The 13,957-nt window shown below is 61.1% G+C and carries 13 protein-coding genes; 11 read left to right on the top strand and 2 right to left on the bottom strand.

From position 1 onward, the window contains the following. Positions 1 to 16: 16 nt before the first annotated feature. The 11 genes from ffh to NH395_RS09795 all read left to right on the top strand — a co-directional run bounded on the left by ffh (position 17) and on the right by NH395_RS09795 (position 10,914). Entirely contained in the window at positions 17 to 1,438 is a 1,422-nt protein-coding gene (gene ffh / locus NH395_RS09845; RefSeq protein WP_066319340.1) for a signal recognition particle protein, read from the top strand. 221 nt (positions 1,439 to 1,659) lie between these two features. Continuing rightward, positions 1,660 to 1,908 carry a 30S ribosomal protein S16 gene (rpsP, locus tag NH395_RS09840; protein ID WP_007111767.1) on the top strand — a complete coding sequence of 83 codons (249 nt, stop codon included), beginning with the start codon at positions 1,660 to 1,662 and terminating at the stop codon, positions 1,906 to 1,908. A gap of 45 nt (positions 1,909 to 1,953) precedes the next feature. Further along, complete coding sequence (rimM, locus tag NH395_RS09835; RefSeq protein ID WP_253024415.1) at positions 1,954 to 2,499, top strand: ribosome maturation factor RimM; 546 nt, start codon at positions 1,954 to 1,956, stop codon at positions 2,497 to 2,499. A 47-nt stretch (positions 2,500 to 2,546) separates the two neighbouring features. Beyond that, complete coding sequence (trmD, locus tag NH395_RS09830) at positions 2,547 to 3,323, top strand: tRNA (guanosine(37)-N1)-methyltransferase TrmD (protein WP_253024447.1); 777 nt, start codon at positions 2,547 to 2,549, stop codon at positions 3,321 to 3,323. A 173-nt stretch (positions 3,324 to 3,496) separates the two neighbouring features. Next, positions 3,497 to 3,853: a 50S ribosomal protein L19 gene (rplS, locus tag NH395_RS09825; RefSeq protein WP_066319347.1), complete on the top strand. Its 357-nt coding sequence runs from the start codon at positions 3,497 to 3,499 to the stop codon at positions 3,851 to 3,853. A 112-nt stretch (positions 3,854 to 3,965) separates the two neighbouring features. Then, positions 3,966 to 4,847 (top strand): site-specific tyrosine recombinase XerD, encoded by an 882-nt coding sequence (xerD, locus tag NH395_RS09820; protein ID WP_253024413.1) that lies wholly within the window; start codon positions 3,966 to 3,968, stop codon positions 4,845 to 4,847. Continuing rightward, complete coding sequence (locus NH395_RS09815; protein WP_253024411.1) at positions 4,822 to 5,625, top strand: DsbC family protein; 804 nt, start codon at positions 4,822 to 4,824, stop codon at positions 5,623 to 5,625. The genes xerD and NH395_RS09815 overlap by 26 nt, the downstream gene beginning before the upstream one ends. Positions 5,626 to 5,710: 85 nt before the next feature. Beyond that, positions 5,711 to 7,027, top strand: coding sequence for a homoserine dehydrogenase (locus tag NH395_RS09810; protein WP_066319352.1), 1,317 nt, complete (start codon positions 5,711 to 5,713; stop codon positions 7,025 to 7,027). Between the two features lie 8 nt (positions 7,028 to 7,035). Next, complete coding sequence (gene thrC, locus NH395_RS09805) at positions 7,036 to 8,424, top strand: threonine synthase (protein WP_066319355.1); 1,389 nt, start codon at positions 7,036 to 7,038, stop codon at positions 8,422 to 8,424. Positions 8,425 to 8,429: 5 nt separating this feature from the next. Next, positions 8,430 to 10,253, top strand: a complete 1,824-nt coding sequence (locus NH395_RS09800; protein ID WP_253024446.1) for a DHHA1 domain-containing protein — start codon at positions 8,430 to 8,432, stop codon at positions 10,251 to 10,253. Between the two features lie 43 nt (positions 10,254 to 10,296). Beyond that, the gene (locus NH395_RS09795; protein WP_253024409.1) at positions 10,297 to 10,914 is read left to right on the top strand and encodes a YitT family protein; all 618 of its coding nucleotides are present in this window, start codon (positions 10,297 to 10,299) and stop codon (positions 10,912 to 10,914) included. A 74-nt stretch (positions 10,915 to 10,988) separates the two neighbouring features. Here the strand turns inward: NH395_RS09795 and NH395_RS09790 are convergent, their stop codons facing one another. Together NH395_RS09790 and NH395_RS09785 are read right to left on the bottom strand one after the other, a co-directional pair. Further along, on the bottom strand, positions 10,989 to 13,505 hold the full coding sequence (locus NH395_RS09790) for a heavy metal translocating P-type ATPase (protein WP_253024407.1): 2,517 nt from the start codon (positions 13,503 to 13,505) through the stop codon (positions 10,989 to 10,991). Next, positions 13,502 to 13,921 carry a MerR family transcriptional regulator gene (locus NH395_RS09785; RefSeq protein WP_066319364.1) on the bottom strand — a complete coding sequence of 140 codons (420 nt, stop codon included), beginning with the start codon at positions 13,919 to 13,921 and terminating at the stop codon, positions 13,502 to 13,504. Before NH395_RS09785 ends, NH395_RS09790 begins: the two co-directional genes overlap by 4 nt. Positions 13,922 to 13,957: the final 36 nt, after the last annotated feature.

Here is a 13,957-nt window from a genome sequence, read left to right as displayed (position 1 = left end):
GAGGCAGAGAGGCCCCATGTTTTCGACTCTTAGTGAGCGTCTTTCCCAGACGTTAAAATCGATCAAAGGTCAGGCGCGTCTGACCGAAGACAACATTAAAGATACCCTGCGGGAAGTTCGTCGTGCGCTGCTTGAAGCAGACGTGGCGCTGCCCGTGGTCAAGGACTTCGTCGAGCGGGTGCGCGAACGGGCCGTGGGGCAAGAGGTATCCAAAAGTCTTTCGCCCGGGCAGCAGTTCGTCAAGATTGTCCAGCAAGAGCTGGAAGCCACCATGGGCGAGGCGAACGAAGGGCTGACATTAAAGAGCTCTCCGGCCGTGGTGCTGATGGCGGGCTTGCAGGGCGCGGGTAAAACCACCTCGGTGGCCAAGCTGGCGCGCTACCTGCGGGAACGCGAAAAGAAAAAGGTTCTGGTGGTCTCGGCCGACGTCTACCGCCCCGCGGCGATTGACCAGTTGGAGACGCTAGCCAAAGAGGTGGAAGTCGACTTCTTCCCCTCCCGCTCGGATCAGGCGCCAGTGGCGATTGCCGAAGCGGCCATCAAGCACGCCAAAATCCAGTTTCACGACGTCGTATTGATCGATACCGCAGGCCGCCTGGCCATCGACGAAGCCATGATGGCGGAAATTCAGGCGTTGCATAAAGCCGTCACGCCTGACGAAACGCTGTTCGTTGTCGATGCCATGACCGGCCAGGATGCGGTCAATACCGCAAAAGCGTTCCACGATGCGCTGCCGCTTACCGGGGTGGTCCTGACCAAGGCCGACGGTGATGCGCGGGGCGGTGCTGCGCTCTCGGTGCGTCATGTCACCGGCAAGCCGATCAAGTTCATGGGGGTCGGTGAAAAGGTCGACGCCCTGGAACCCTTCCACCCTGACCGGGTCGCCTCGCGGATTCTGGGCATGGGCGACATGCTCTCGCTGATTGAAGAAGCCGAGCGCACGGTCGATAAGTCCAAAGCCGACCAGTTGGCCAAGAAGGTCAAGAAAGGCGACGGCTTCGATCTGGAAGATTTTCGCGAGCAGCTCCAGCAACTCAAGAAAATGGGTGGCATGGGGGGCTTGCTCGGCAAGCTGCCGGGCATGGGGCAGATGGCGGATATGGCCCAGGGGCCCGGTCCCGAAAAAGAGCTCGGCAAGCTTGAGGCGTTGATCAACTCCATGACCCCCAAGGAGCGCCACAAGCCTGAAATCATCAACGGTTCACGCAAGCGCCGTATTGCGGCGGGTGCGGGGCTTCAGGTGCCGGACTTGAACCGTCTGCTCAAGCAGCACAAGCAGATGCAGAAGATGATGAAAAAAGCCGGCAAAAAAGGCGGCATGGAAAAAATGATGCGCGGCATGTCCGGCATGATGGGCGGCGGTGGCGGCCCAGGCGGTCCCGGTGGCATGGGTGGCCCTGGCGGCATGGGTGGACCAGGTGGATTCCCGCGCCGCTAGGCATTGCCGTCGGGTGGCATGCTTGACGGACTAATAGTTTTCTGGCTATCAGGCTTTCCAAGCCGAGCGCATTTGCGTAGAATGCGGCGTCTTCTTGTGTGGGTGTTGGTCATATAATGACAATACCCCACGCTGAAGGCTTTTATAGTATGAAGAGTGCTTCCGGAAGCGAACGCCGCTAAGGCGCACTCTCGTAACCTCAACCGAAGGATAGTTATCGTATGGTTACCATTCGTTTGGCACGTGGTGGCGCCAAGAAGCGTCCCTTTTACCACCTGACCGTGACCGACTCACGTAACGCCCGTGATGGCCGTTTCATTGAGCGTATCGGTTTCTTCAACCCTGTTGCACGTGGCCAGGAAGAACGCCTGCGCGTTGACCTGGACCGTGTCGTACACTGGCAGAGCCAGGGTGCCCAGCTGTCAGGTCGTGTTGCTGAGTTGGTAAAAGAAGCGCGTAAACAGGCCTAAACCTGTTCGCGATGTGGCAAGTGCTGTTGTACGTTGAGGTCGTCAATGACGCGTTTTGAAACAAGCCATACTGACGACACGCATGTGGTGCTCGGCAAGCTGACAAGCTCCCACGGAGTGAAAGGCTGGCTGAAGGTATATTCCTATACCAGCCCCATGGACAGCATTTTGGACTACCCCGAATGGTGGGTGCGCCAAGGCGACAGTCTGACGCGCATGGCCATTGTTCAGGGCCGTCGGCAAGGTAAGGGCCTTGTGGTTCAGCTTAAAGGGATCGATGACCGTGACGCGGCCGACGCATTGGCCCAGGCGGACATATTGATGCCCAAAGCGGCCCTCCCTGAGCTTTCTGACGATGAGTATTATTGGCATGAGCTTGAAGGCCTTGCGGTTTTTACTCAAGCCGGCGAACGGTTAGGGCAGGTCAGTTACCTGTTCGAAACCGGTGCCAACGATGTCATGGTCGTTCGCGGCGATGTCGAGGCGATCGACAAGCGTGAGCGCCTGCTGCCGTTTTTGCCGGGCGACGTCATTGTTGAAGTCAGTCTTGAAGACGGCCGAATGGTCGTTGATTGGGATCCTGAGTTTTGAGCAGTGAACAACAGCCGGGCAGTGGAGACGACGTTTCACACCCCGCGATGTGGATAGGTGTGGTATCGCTGTTTCCCAAGATGTTCGATGCGCTCACCCAGCAGGGCGTGGTCGGTAGAGCGATCGAAAAACGGCACATAGAGCTCGCGTTCTGGAATCCGCGCGATTACGCCACTGACCGCCATCGTAGCGTTGATGATCGCCCCTATGGCGGCGGCCCCGGGATGTTGATGAAAGTCGACACCTTACGCGCTGCCATTCATGACGCCCGACAGCAGGCGCATGATGCAACCGGCCAGACGCCCACGGTGATTTATCTATCACCCCAGGGGCGCAAGCTGGACCAACAGGGTGTGACGTCACTGGCGTCTAAAGGCCCATTGGTTGTTGTTGCAGGGCGCTATGAAGGCATTGACGAGCGGGTGGTGGAAAGTGACATCGATGAAGAATGGTCAATTGGCGACTATGTGCTAAGCGGCGGTGAGCTGCCGGCCATGGTGTTGATTGACGCGGCGGCAAGGCTGATTCCCGGTGTATTGGGGCATCAGGATTCCGCCATCGAAGACTCGTTTAACGACGGTTTGTTAGACTGCCCGCACTACACCCGTCCCGAGGTTATCGACGGGCGACAGGTGCCGGATGTGCTGCTGAGCGGTAATCACGCCGCCATCAAGCGCTGGCGGTTGAAGCAATCCCTGGGTCGCACCTGGCAGCGTCGACCCGACCTGTTGGAAGGGCGACCGTTGGATGCCGAACAGCGCAAGCTGTTGAACGAGTTTATCGAGGAATACGCTCTTTCCGGTTCGTCAGCCAAGACTGACTAGGAAATCAAGACTGAACCGGCATGAGCGGCGGTGCAGGGCGGTAATGGCGACGCGCCAGCGCACCTGTGTCACCCATAACGACTCCCGCGTCGCTCGTTATTGAGCGCCGGGATCACGGCGACCGCCTTCCATGGCTGAGCGGTTTTGCCACCACGTTATTTAGGAGCATGATGATGAGCAGTAAAAACAAGGTGATCCAGGCGCTCGAAAACGAGCAAATGTCCAAAGAGGTGCCGAACTTTGCACCGGGCGATACCATCGTCGTTCAAGTGAAAGTCAAAGAAGGCAACCGCGAGCGTCTGCAGGCGTTTGAAGGTGTGGTCATCGGTAAGCGTAACCGTGGCCTGAACTCCGCGTTCACCGTGCGCAAGATTTCTCACGGCGTTGGCGTTGAGCGTACCTTCCAGACCTACAGCCCGCTGGTTGACTCTATTGAAGTCAAGCGCCGCGGTGACGTGCGCCAGGCCAAGCTTTACTACCTGCGCGAGCGCAGCGGTAAATCGGCCCGTATCAAGGAAAAGCTGGCCTAAGGCGAGTCGTTTCCGCAGGCGCTTGCGCCTGGGTATCAAAACCCCGTCACCGCTCAGCGGGGCGGGGTTTTGTTTATCTAACCGATGAAGCAACCTAATGGGCGGCTTGCGTATGCATGTCATTGATGCTTTTTTGGATGCTCTGTGGCTGGAGCGCGGGGCCAGTGAGCATACGCTAGCGGCTTATCGACGCGACCTGAACGCCTGGCAGCAGCACCTGGAGGCGCACGGCGAGTCATTATTGTCGCCCACGCCTGACCGGCTGGATGCGTGGTTCACCAGCCGCCGTGAAGCGGGCTATCAGGTTCGCAGTAATGCTCGTGTGTTGTCGAGTCTACGCAGTTTTTACCGCTGGGCGCGCGTCCACGGTCACGTTTCCAGTGATCCGCTGGCGGAGGTGCGCCTGACGCGTGTACAGCCAGGCCTGCCCAACACGCTGGAAGAAGACGAAGTGGAGCGCCTGCTTCAGGCGCCGGTACTGGATACGCCGCTGGGCGTACGTGACCGCACGATGCTGGAGTTGCTCTACGCCTGCGGACTGCGGGTTTCGGAGTTGGTAGGGTTAACCAGTGACGCGGTCAATTTGCGCCAGGGGGTCGTCCGGGTGCGCGGCAAAGGCGACAAGGACCGCCTGATACCGATGGGGGAGGAGGCCGCCGACTGGCTGGCCCAGTATATGCAAACGACGCGGCCCATGCTGATGCAGGATCCCACGCGCCCGGCACTGTTTCCAGGCCGTGGTGATAAAGCGATGACGCGACAGACCTTCTGGCATCGCATCAAGGTGCACGCCATCACGGCAGGAATAACACGCCCCCTGTCGCCACATACGCTTCGTCATGCGTTTGCGACCCATTTATTGAATCATGGGGCGAATTTACGGGTCGTACAGCTGTTGCTAGGTCATAGCGACCTATCCACCACGCAAATTTACACGCATGTGGCCCAGGCCCGCCTGGAAAGTCTGCATGCTGAACATCACCCAAGAGGTTGAATGCATGATGCGCCGAGGCACAGAACAAACGACGTCCCAGAGCAAGCCGTGTAAGCTGATAGGCTGGCTGATGGTCGGTGCGTTGTTACCCATGGCAGCGCAGGCAAATAGCGCAACCGATGCGCTGCGCGACACGCTAAGCGTCAATGGCCAGGCAATGCCGGTCGACAAGGTGCGTGAAACGCCGATGGAAGGGATTTACCATGTCCAGTTGGAAAACGGCGAATCCTTTTATTCCAATGCCGACGGCAGTCACTTTCTGGTCGGCGATCTCTACGAGAATGCCGACAGCGGGCTGGTGAACCTGACCGAGCAGGCGCGCAACCAGGAGCGCGCCGAGGCGATTGCCGCGGTCCCGGAAAGCGAGCGGGTGGTATTTCGTGGAGAAGACGCGCCGAGAGCGACGGTGGTGGTGTTCACCGATCCCACCTGCCCTTATTGCGTAAAGCTTCACGAAACCGTGCCAGAGCTCAACGAGCGGGGGATTGCGGTACACTATCTGGCCTTTCCGCGTAGTGGCGTTAATGCCAACGCGGGTAGAACGCTGCAGCAGGTCTGGTGTGCCGATAACCCCAGCGAAGCCATGTCGCGTGCCAAGCGAGGCGAAACGCTTTCCGGCTCGGCCAGCTGCGACAACCCGGTCGCCGAGCAGTACGAACTGGGCCGCCAGCTCGGCGTCCAGGGCACCCCGGCGATTATCCTGCCTGATGGGCAGATGGTGCCGGGATTCGTGCCGCCGGACCGCATGGTGGAAATGCTGGAACTGGACGACGCCTAGAATCAACAGCCACAGGCCGATTGATCAACCATTATCACGCTGAGACACTGCACCTCTGAGTGCACAATATGAAAGGGGAAGTATTTTGAAACCGGTAAGAGTAGGCATTTGTGGGCTGGGTACCGTCGGTGGCGGTACCTTCAATGTGCTGACGCGCAACGCGGACGATATTGCACGTCGTGCGGGTCGTCCGATCGTGATTGAGCAGGTGGGCCACCGCAGTATTCACCCCGATTGCGACATTACCGGTATCAATGCCACCACGGATGTTTTTGAAGTGGCCACCAACCCCAATGTGGATGTCCTGGTTGAGCTGATTGGCGGTTACGACATTGCCCGCGAACTGGTGCTGACCGCGATTGAAAACGGCAAGCACGTGGTCACGGCCAACAAGGCGCTGATCGCCGTCCACGGCAACGAAATTTTCAAGGCGGCCCACGAAAAGGGCGTGATCGTGGCGTTTGAAGCCGCCGTCGCGGGGGGGATCCCGGTCATCAAGTCGCTGCGCGAAGGCCTGGGTGCCAACCGCATCGAGTGGGTAGCGGGCATCATCAACGGCACCGGCAACTACATCCTGACCCACATGCGCGACGAAGGCCGCGCCTTCGAAGACGTGCTCGCCGAAGCCCAGGCGCTGGGCTATGCCGAATCCGACCCGACCTTTGACGTTGAAGGCATCGACGCGGCGCACAAGCTGACCATTCTGGCCTCGATCGCCTACGGCGTGCCGCTTCAGTTCGAGAAGGCGTTCACCGAGGGGATTTCGCGGATCACCGCAGAAGACGTTGAACAGGCCGATAACCTTGGCTACGTCATCAAGCACCTGGGCATCTCCAAGCGCACCGACCATGGGCTTGAGTTGCGGGTACACCCCACGCTGATCCCCAAAGAGCGTCTGCTTGCCAATGTTCACGGCGTCAAGAATGCCATCGCGGTAATGGGCGACGCCGTCGGGCCGACGCTTTATTACGGTGCCGGTGCAGGTGCGGAGCCGACGGCTTCGGCCGTGGTGGCGGATATCCTCGACGTGGCGCGAGACATTGCCACCGACCATCACTATCGCGTGCCTTACTTGGCGTTCAGCGGTATTGACGAAGACGTCAGCCAGCTGCCGATCATGCCCATGGAAGACATTACCACGGCGTATTACCTGCGCCTGCTGGCCGTCGACCGCCCCGGCGTACTGGCCCGCGTGGCGACCATCCTTGCCGAGCAGGGCATGTCCATCGAGGCGCTGATCCAGAAAGAGGCGACCGAAGGCGAGCTGGTACCCATCATCCTGCTGACCCACCGCACCAAGGAGAAGCAGATGAACGAAGCGATCCGTGAAATCGAAGCCATGGCGGATATTGCGGGCCCTGTCACGCGTATCCGCGTGGAAAGCCTGGACGAAGGGGAGTAACCCACCACATGCGTTATATCAGCACGCGCGGGCAGGCGCCCGCGCTCTCCTTTGAAGAGGTGGTGTTGACCGGCATGGCCAGCGACGGTGGGCTTTATGTGCCGGAAACGCTGCCGTCGTTCTCGCAAGAAGACCTGGAAGCGATGGCTGGCCTGTCTTACGCGGAGATCGCGTTTCGCGTCATGAAGCCGTTTGTGAACGGCGAGATCGACGACGATACCTTCCGTCAGATCGTCACCGATGCCTACGCGACCTTCAATCACGACGCGGTGCTGCCACTCAAGCAGCTGGACGCCAGCCATTTTCTGCTCGAGCAGTTCCATGGTCCTACCCTGGCATTCAAGGACGTCGCGCTGCAGTTGTTGGGCCGGTTGCTCGACCACTTCCTGCAAAAGCGCGGTGAGCGTGCGGTCATCATGGGCGCCACCTCTGGTGACACCGGCTCGGCGGCCATTGAAGGCTGCCGTCACTGCGACAACCTGGATATCTTTATCCTGCACCCCCACAACCGTGTCTCGGAAGTGCAGCGTCGTCAGATGACCACGGTACTGGCCAATAACGTGTTCAACATCGCCATCGAAGGCAATTTCGATGACGCCCAGGCGATGGTCAAGGCCAGCTTCGCCAATCAGGACTTCCTGAACGGCACGCGCCTGGTGGCGGTGAACTCCATCAACTGGGCGCGCATCATGGCCCAGATCGTCTATTACGTGGCCGCGGGCGTGGCGCTGGGTGCGCCCAAGCGCGAAGTGAGTTTCTGCGTGCCGTCGGCCAACTTCGGTAATGTCTTTGCCGGTTATATGGCCTACAAGATGGGCCTGCCGGTGAAGCAGTTCATCATTGCCACCAACGCCAACGACATCCTGCACCGCACGCTTGCCGCCAATGACTTCTCCAAGAAAGAACTGGCGGCAACCCTTGCGCCGTCCATGGATATCGTGGTGTCGTCGAACTTCGAACGCCTGCTGTTTGATGCCTACGACCAGGACGGTGCCGCGGTGGCGGCGCTGCTGGAGCGTTTTCAGCAGGAACCCACGGCGCTTGCCGATGCGCCGCTGGCCAAGTTGCGCGAAAAGTTCTCAAGCCACAGCGTTGACGACGCGACGATCTTGGAAGTGATCCGTGAAGCCCACCACCGTACCGGTGAAATACTCGACCCGCATACGGCCACCGGCTATCGCGCCGCCGAGCGTGCTCGGGCCGACCAGACCACACCGGTGATTACGCTGGCCACGGCGCATCCTGCCAAGTTTGCCGAAGCGGTGGTAAAAGCCGGGTTCCAGGGCGTGCCGTTGCCGACACACATGGATGACCTGCTTGAACGCGAAGAGCGTTACGCGGTGTTGCCCGCTGAGCTCGCCGCGGTGCAGCAGTTTGTCGCTGACAACCGGCGCTAGGTATGATGGCCGACGTGACAGACCGACCACCTGCCCGCCAGGCGGGGGCGTCGCTGCAACACGCTAGCCGTCCCCGGCTGGAGCCTCGTCCACTGGACGAGGCGGTGTATGCCCGCGCCCAGGCGGAAGGCTTGAATGAACTGCAGGCGCGCCTGCTTGCCTCGCGGCTGCCGGGCTATCAAGGCGAATTGGCGCCGCTGGTATCGCCCAGCCTTCGCTACCTGGCGCACCCGGAGAAACTCGCTGACGGCCGCCGAGCCGCCGAGCGCATCGCCCAGGCGGTAGCCGAAGGCGAATCGATCGGGATTCTCACCGACTATGACGTGGATGGCATCACCTCCCATGTGGTGATCCGTCGTACCCTGGTCGAGTTATTTGGCGTCCCGGAGCATAAGCTGCACAGCCTGATTGGCCACCGTATTCACGACGGTTATGGAATCAGTCTGCCGCTGGTCGAGCGCACGCTGAACCTGAAGCCGCTGCCGTCGCTGGTGATTACTGCCGACTGCGGCAGCAGCGACGAGCCGCGCATTGCCCGCTTGAAAGCCGCGGGCATCGATGTCGTGGTCAGCGACCACCATGCGTTGCCGCTGGAAGGCCCACCCCCTTCGGCCTATGCCTGCGTCAATCCAACCCGTGATGACTGCGACTACCCGGATAAAACCATCGCCGGGTGCATGGTGGCGTGGCTACTGATGTCGCTGGCCCGCGGCGTGCTGATCGAGTGGGGGGCGCTGTCAGCCTCCACTCCTAAGCTGTCGCCCTGGCTTTCTTACGTCGCGCTGGGCACGGTAGCGGATTGCGTGTCGCTGGGCGGTAGCCCCGCCAACCGTGCAGTGGTCAGCCACGGCCTGACCTTGATCAACCGCATGGAGGCCGCCTGCTGGCGGGCCATGGCTACCCGCTTGGGCGCCGACAGCGTACCGTTCAATGCCGAAACGCTGGCCTTCCAGATGGGGCCGCGCATCAATGCCCGCTCGCGGCTGGACGACCCTTACGCGGCGCTGCACTTCATGCTCGCGGAAACCGAGGGCGTGGCCAATCGCCAGTTGGAAGTCCTCGACCAGGATAATCAGTCGCGCAAGGCCATCGAGGCTGATATGGCGGAAGAAGCCCGCGCCCTGGCGGCGCCCGCGCTGGAAGCCAACGAGTCGGCGGTCGTCGTGTTACTGGAAGATGGTCACCCAGGCGTTCAGGGCATTGTCGCCTCGCGGCTGGTGCAAGCCTATGGGCGTCCGGCGCTGGTGCTTACCCGGGCGGCTGCCCCCGACATGCTAACCGGTTCCGGCCGCTCGATTGACGGTCTGCACCTGCGCGATGCGCTTCAGCGCACCTTTGAACTCGCCCCCCAGGCGCTGCCGCGATTTGGCGGCCATAGTGGGGCAGCCGGGGTGGGCGTGCCACGGGACCAGCTGGAGGCCTTCAAAGCCGCGTTTCTTCAGGCGGTGGAAGAGCAACTGGCAGGCCGCGAGCTCTATCCGCGCCTGTGGACCGACGGCGAGCTATCCACGACACAGCTGTCACTGGCAACGCTTGGCGATATCGAGGCCCTTGGCCCCTATGGCCGCGAGTTCGACCCGCCGCTGTTTGAAGGGCGCTTTATCGTCGAAGCACTGCGCCCGGTCGGCGCGGAAGGCGCGCACCTGATGATGGAGCTTTCCATGGGCCCGGTGACCTGCAAGGCGATCTGGTTTCGCGCGCTGACCCCCGGTGAGCTGCCCGCATTCAGCGTCGGTGATACCCTCCACTGCGCCTACAAGCTTAATCGCAACCGCTGGCGGGGGCGTGAGACGCTGCAGTTGATGGTCGAACACGCCAGCCCTGTCTAAGCGCATCACTCGATAATCCTGACAGACCAAACAAGGACCCCCCATGCGTGTGGAAGACCTTCCCAAGGACCCTCACAAGCCCTATGAGGATGTCATGGCGATGTTGCTGGGCACCTGCTTTGTGGCGCTGGGGGTGACGTTTTATACCCATGCGGTGTTATTGACGGGCAGCACGGCTGGGTTGGCGCTGCTGTTAAATTACATCACCGGTTGGGGCTTCGGGGTGTGGTTCTTTGCCATCAATCTGCCGTTCTATTACCTGGCCATCAAACGCATGGGCTGGAGCTTTACGCTGCGCACCTTTGCGGCGATCGGCCTGGTATCGCTGTTTTCGGAGCTCACCCAGGGCTGGGTGCAGTTTGCCGCCGTGCCGTCGCTTTATGCCGCCCTCATGGGCGGCGCGCTGATGGGCATCGGCATGCTGATGCTGTTTCGCCACCGCACTAGTCTTGGGGGTATCAATATCCTGGCGCTTTACCTCCAGGAAAAACACGGCCTGCGCGCAGGCTACGTGCAACTGGGCATCGACGGGGTGATCCTGCTGGTAGCGCTCACCCAGTTGCCGCTGGACCGCGTGGCCTACTCGGTACTGGGGGCGCTGACGCTCAACCTGATCATCGCCCTGAACCACAAGCCGGGGCGCTATATCGGGGTGAGCTAGAAACGTCTAGCTGAGCCAGAACCACCAAACAATCAGCGCGATCAGGCCGACCCCGGCAAGGTTGATCAGTAGGCTCATGCAGTGTCTCCTTTGGATTGAGTGGCGCTGGTTTTCCATAGCCGCAGGCGGTTGGCGTTACTGACCACGGTGATGGACGACAGCGACATCGCCGCGCCCGCGATCATCGGTGAAAGCAGTGTACCGGTCAGCGGGTAAAGCACCCCGGCGGCGATGGGAATGCACAGCACGTTGTAGCCAAAGGCGCCGATCAGGTTCTGTTTGATGTTGCGCAGGGTGGCGCGGCTGATTTCGATGGCATCGGCGACGCCGTGCAGCGAGCCCCGCATCAGCGTCATGCCAGCGCTTTCGATGGCCACATCGGTGCCCTGACCAATCGCGAAACCGACATGGGCACGCGCAAGCGCCGGGGCGTCGTTGATGCCATCGCCGACCATGCCGACGATTTCGCCAGCGTTTTGCCGCCGCTCGATGTCAGCGTGCTTGTCTTCGGGCAGCAGTCCGGCGCGGTAATCGTCAATACCCACCTGGCGCGCGATCGCTGCGGCCGTGTGGGGGTTATCGCCGGTCAGCATGACGACGTTCAAGCCGTCTTCCTGTAGCCGCTTGACGGCGGCAACGGCATCGTCGCGCAGCGGGTCGCTGATGCCGAATAGCGCCGCCAATTGCCCATCCAGGGCAAAATACACCAGCGTGCGGGCTTTCTCTTCCAGTTCGCGGGCGTTTTCCAGACGCGCGGAAAGATCGACGCCGGCCTTCTCCATCAGACGGGCGTTGCCGAGCAGCAGTGACTTACCGTCGGTGGTTTGCGCTTTGACACCGCCCCCGGTGACGCTATCGAAGTCCTGAATCCTGGCAGGTTCAGCATCATGTGCGTCGGCATAGGCCATCAATGCTGCTGCCAGCGGGTGCTCGGAGCCGCGTTCCAGGGCCGCGATATAGCCAAGCGTCTGGGCCCTATCCTCGTCCAGCAGTTCCGCCTCTGTAACACGGGGTTTGCCCTCGGTGAGAGTGCCGGTCTTGTCCACGACCAGTGTGGTCAGTTTGCTGGCGGTTTGCAGGGCGTCGCCGTTTCTCACCAGCACGCCGTGTTCAGCGGCCTTGCCTACGCCAATCATGGTGGAAATCGGCGTGGCCAGGCCCAGTGCGCAGGGGCAGGCGATAATCAGCACTGTCGTGGCCGTTACCAGCATGTGGATGACCCGTGGCTCGGCGCCGGTGTTGAACCATACCAGTGCGGTAAGCACGGCGATGATCATCACCGAAGGAACGAACACGCTGGACACTTTATCGGCCAACTCGCCAATCGGCGGGCGCGAATTCTGGGCGCTGGCGACCTGTTCGGTGATCTGCCCCAAACGGGTGTCGGCGCCCACTCTTGTTGCCCGGTACACCAGGCCTCCTTTGCCATTGACCGTCCCGGCGCTGACTTCATCGCCCTGGCCCTTTTTCACCGGTTCGGGTTCGCCGGTGAGCATGGATTCGTCGATGTGGCTTGCGCCTTCCACAACCTCGCCATCCACCGGCAGGCGCTCGCCGGGGCGAACGCGGATCTGGTCGCCTTCGCCTACGTCATCGATGTCCACCTCACGCTCTTCGCCGTCCCGGATCACCCTTGCGGTGCGGCTTTGCAGGTCGAGCAGGCGTTTTAGCGCATCGCTTGTGCGCCCGCGCGCTCTAAGCTCCATGGCGTTGCCCAGCAGAATCAGGCCGATCACCATGGCGGAGGCTTCAAAATAGATGCCGTGGGCGACTTCGGGTAGCCAGGGGGCAAACAGCACGACCACCATCGAGTAGAGCCAGGCGGTACCGGTGCCCATGGCCACCAGGGTGTCCATGTTGGCCTGATGGTGCTTGAGGTTTTTCCAGGCGTTGAAAAAAAAGTGCCGCCCGGGAAACGCCAGAATAGCCAGTGTCAGCAGCCCGATCACCAGCCAGAACAGCCGCCCGGCGCCCACTGGGTGTGGGTGATAGACGAACATGCTGAGCATCAGCGGAACGGCAAGTGCCAGCGACCAGGCGCTGCCTTTCAAGCGGCGCTTGTAGTCGTGGGCTTCCTGTTCTGAGCGCGTTCTTTCCGCCTCGCGCATATCGACAATGGGCTCGGCGCCGTAACCCACCGACTCCACGGCCACTACCAGGGCCTGCTGGTCGGCATCGCCAAAAATCTGCGCGGTATGCGTGCCAAAATTGACGCTTGCGGTGTCCACGCCTTCGGTGCGCTCCAGCGCTTTCTGAACGCTTTTCACGCAGCTGGCACAGGTCATGCCGCTGATCGCCAGGCGGGTTTTCTGGTGGCGTCCCTGGGGAGCGCTTTGGGCAGGCGTGGCGTCAGTCGTCCGGTCCCGTTGTTCGCCCGGCGTATCGGGCGTGCCGGGCGGGTAGCCTGCCTGGCGCAGCGTTTGGTCCAGGGTGGCGTCGTCCAGCGTGGTGGTGACTTCGAGGCGCTTTTCACCTGGTTCGCCTACCACGTCTGCGTCGCTGTCCTGTTGCTGAATCGCCTCGCGCATGCGCGTTACACAGCCCTGGCAGCTCATGCCGGGCACCGTGCGGGTCAGGGTGTGCTGGCTCATTTTACCTCCTGCTTCTCGGGGAAGCTTTCGATCAAGCGGCAAAGGCTGTGGCCGTCCGGCGTTCCGTCGGGCATGTGCTGCCAGCTTTCCAGAGCCTGCTCCATCCGCTGGGCAAGCGCCTCGAGTTCGCGGATCTGGGCGCGGATTTGCGGCAGCCGGTTGGCCAGCAGGTCGCGCACCAATGGGCAGGGGGAGTCCCCGTGGTCGGCGTGAGCGAGGATGTCGCGAATTTCGGCGACGCTGAAACCAAGCTTGCGCGCCCGTTGAATGAAGTGCAGCCGTTCGAGGTCCGTCGCGGAGTAAAGCTGGTAGCCGTTATCGGGATGTCGTTTGGGCGCAAGCAATTGCTCCCGGGTGTAATGGCGTACCGTTTCGGCGGTGACGCCACCACGTTTTGCCAGCTCGCTGACTTTCATTGTGCGCTCCAATGGAAAGTATTGATGACTGACCAT

Origin of the sequence: Halomonas sp. Mc5H-6 (assembly GCF_024124705.1) — a bacterium.
In the GTDB taxonomy this organism is placed as follows: Bacteria; Pseudomonadota; Gammaproteobacteria; order Pseudomonadales; family Halomonadaceae; genus Vreelandella; species Vreelandella subterranea.
Note: the sequence above shows the minus strand (reverse complement) of the source record. Positions and strands in the feature narration are given on the sequence as shown.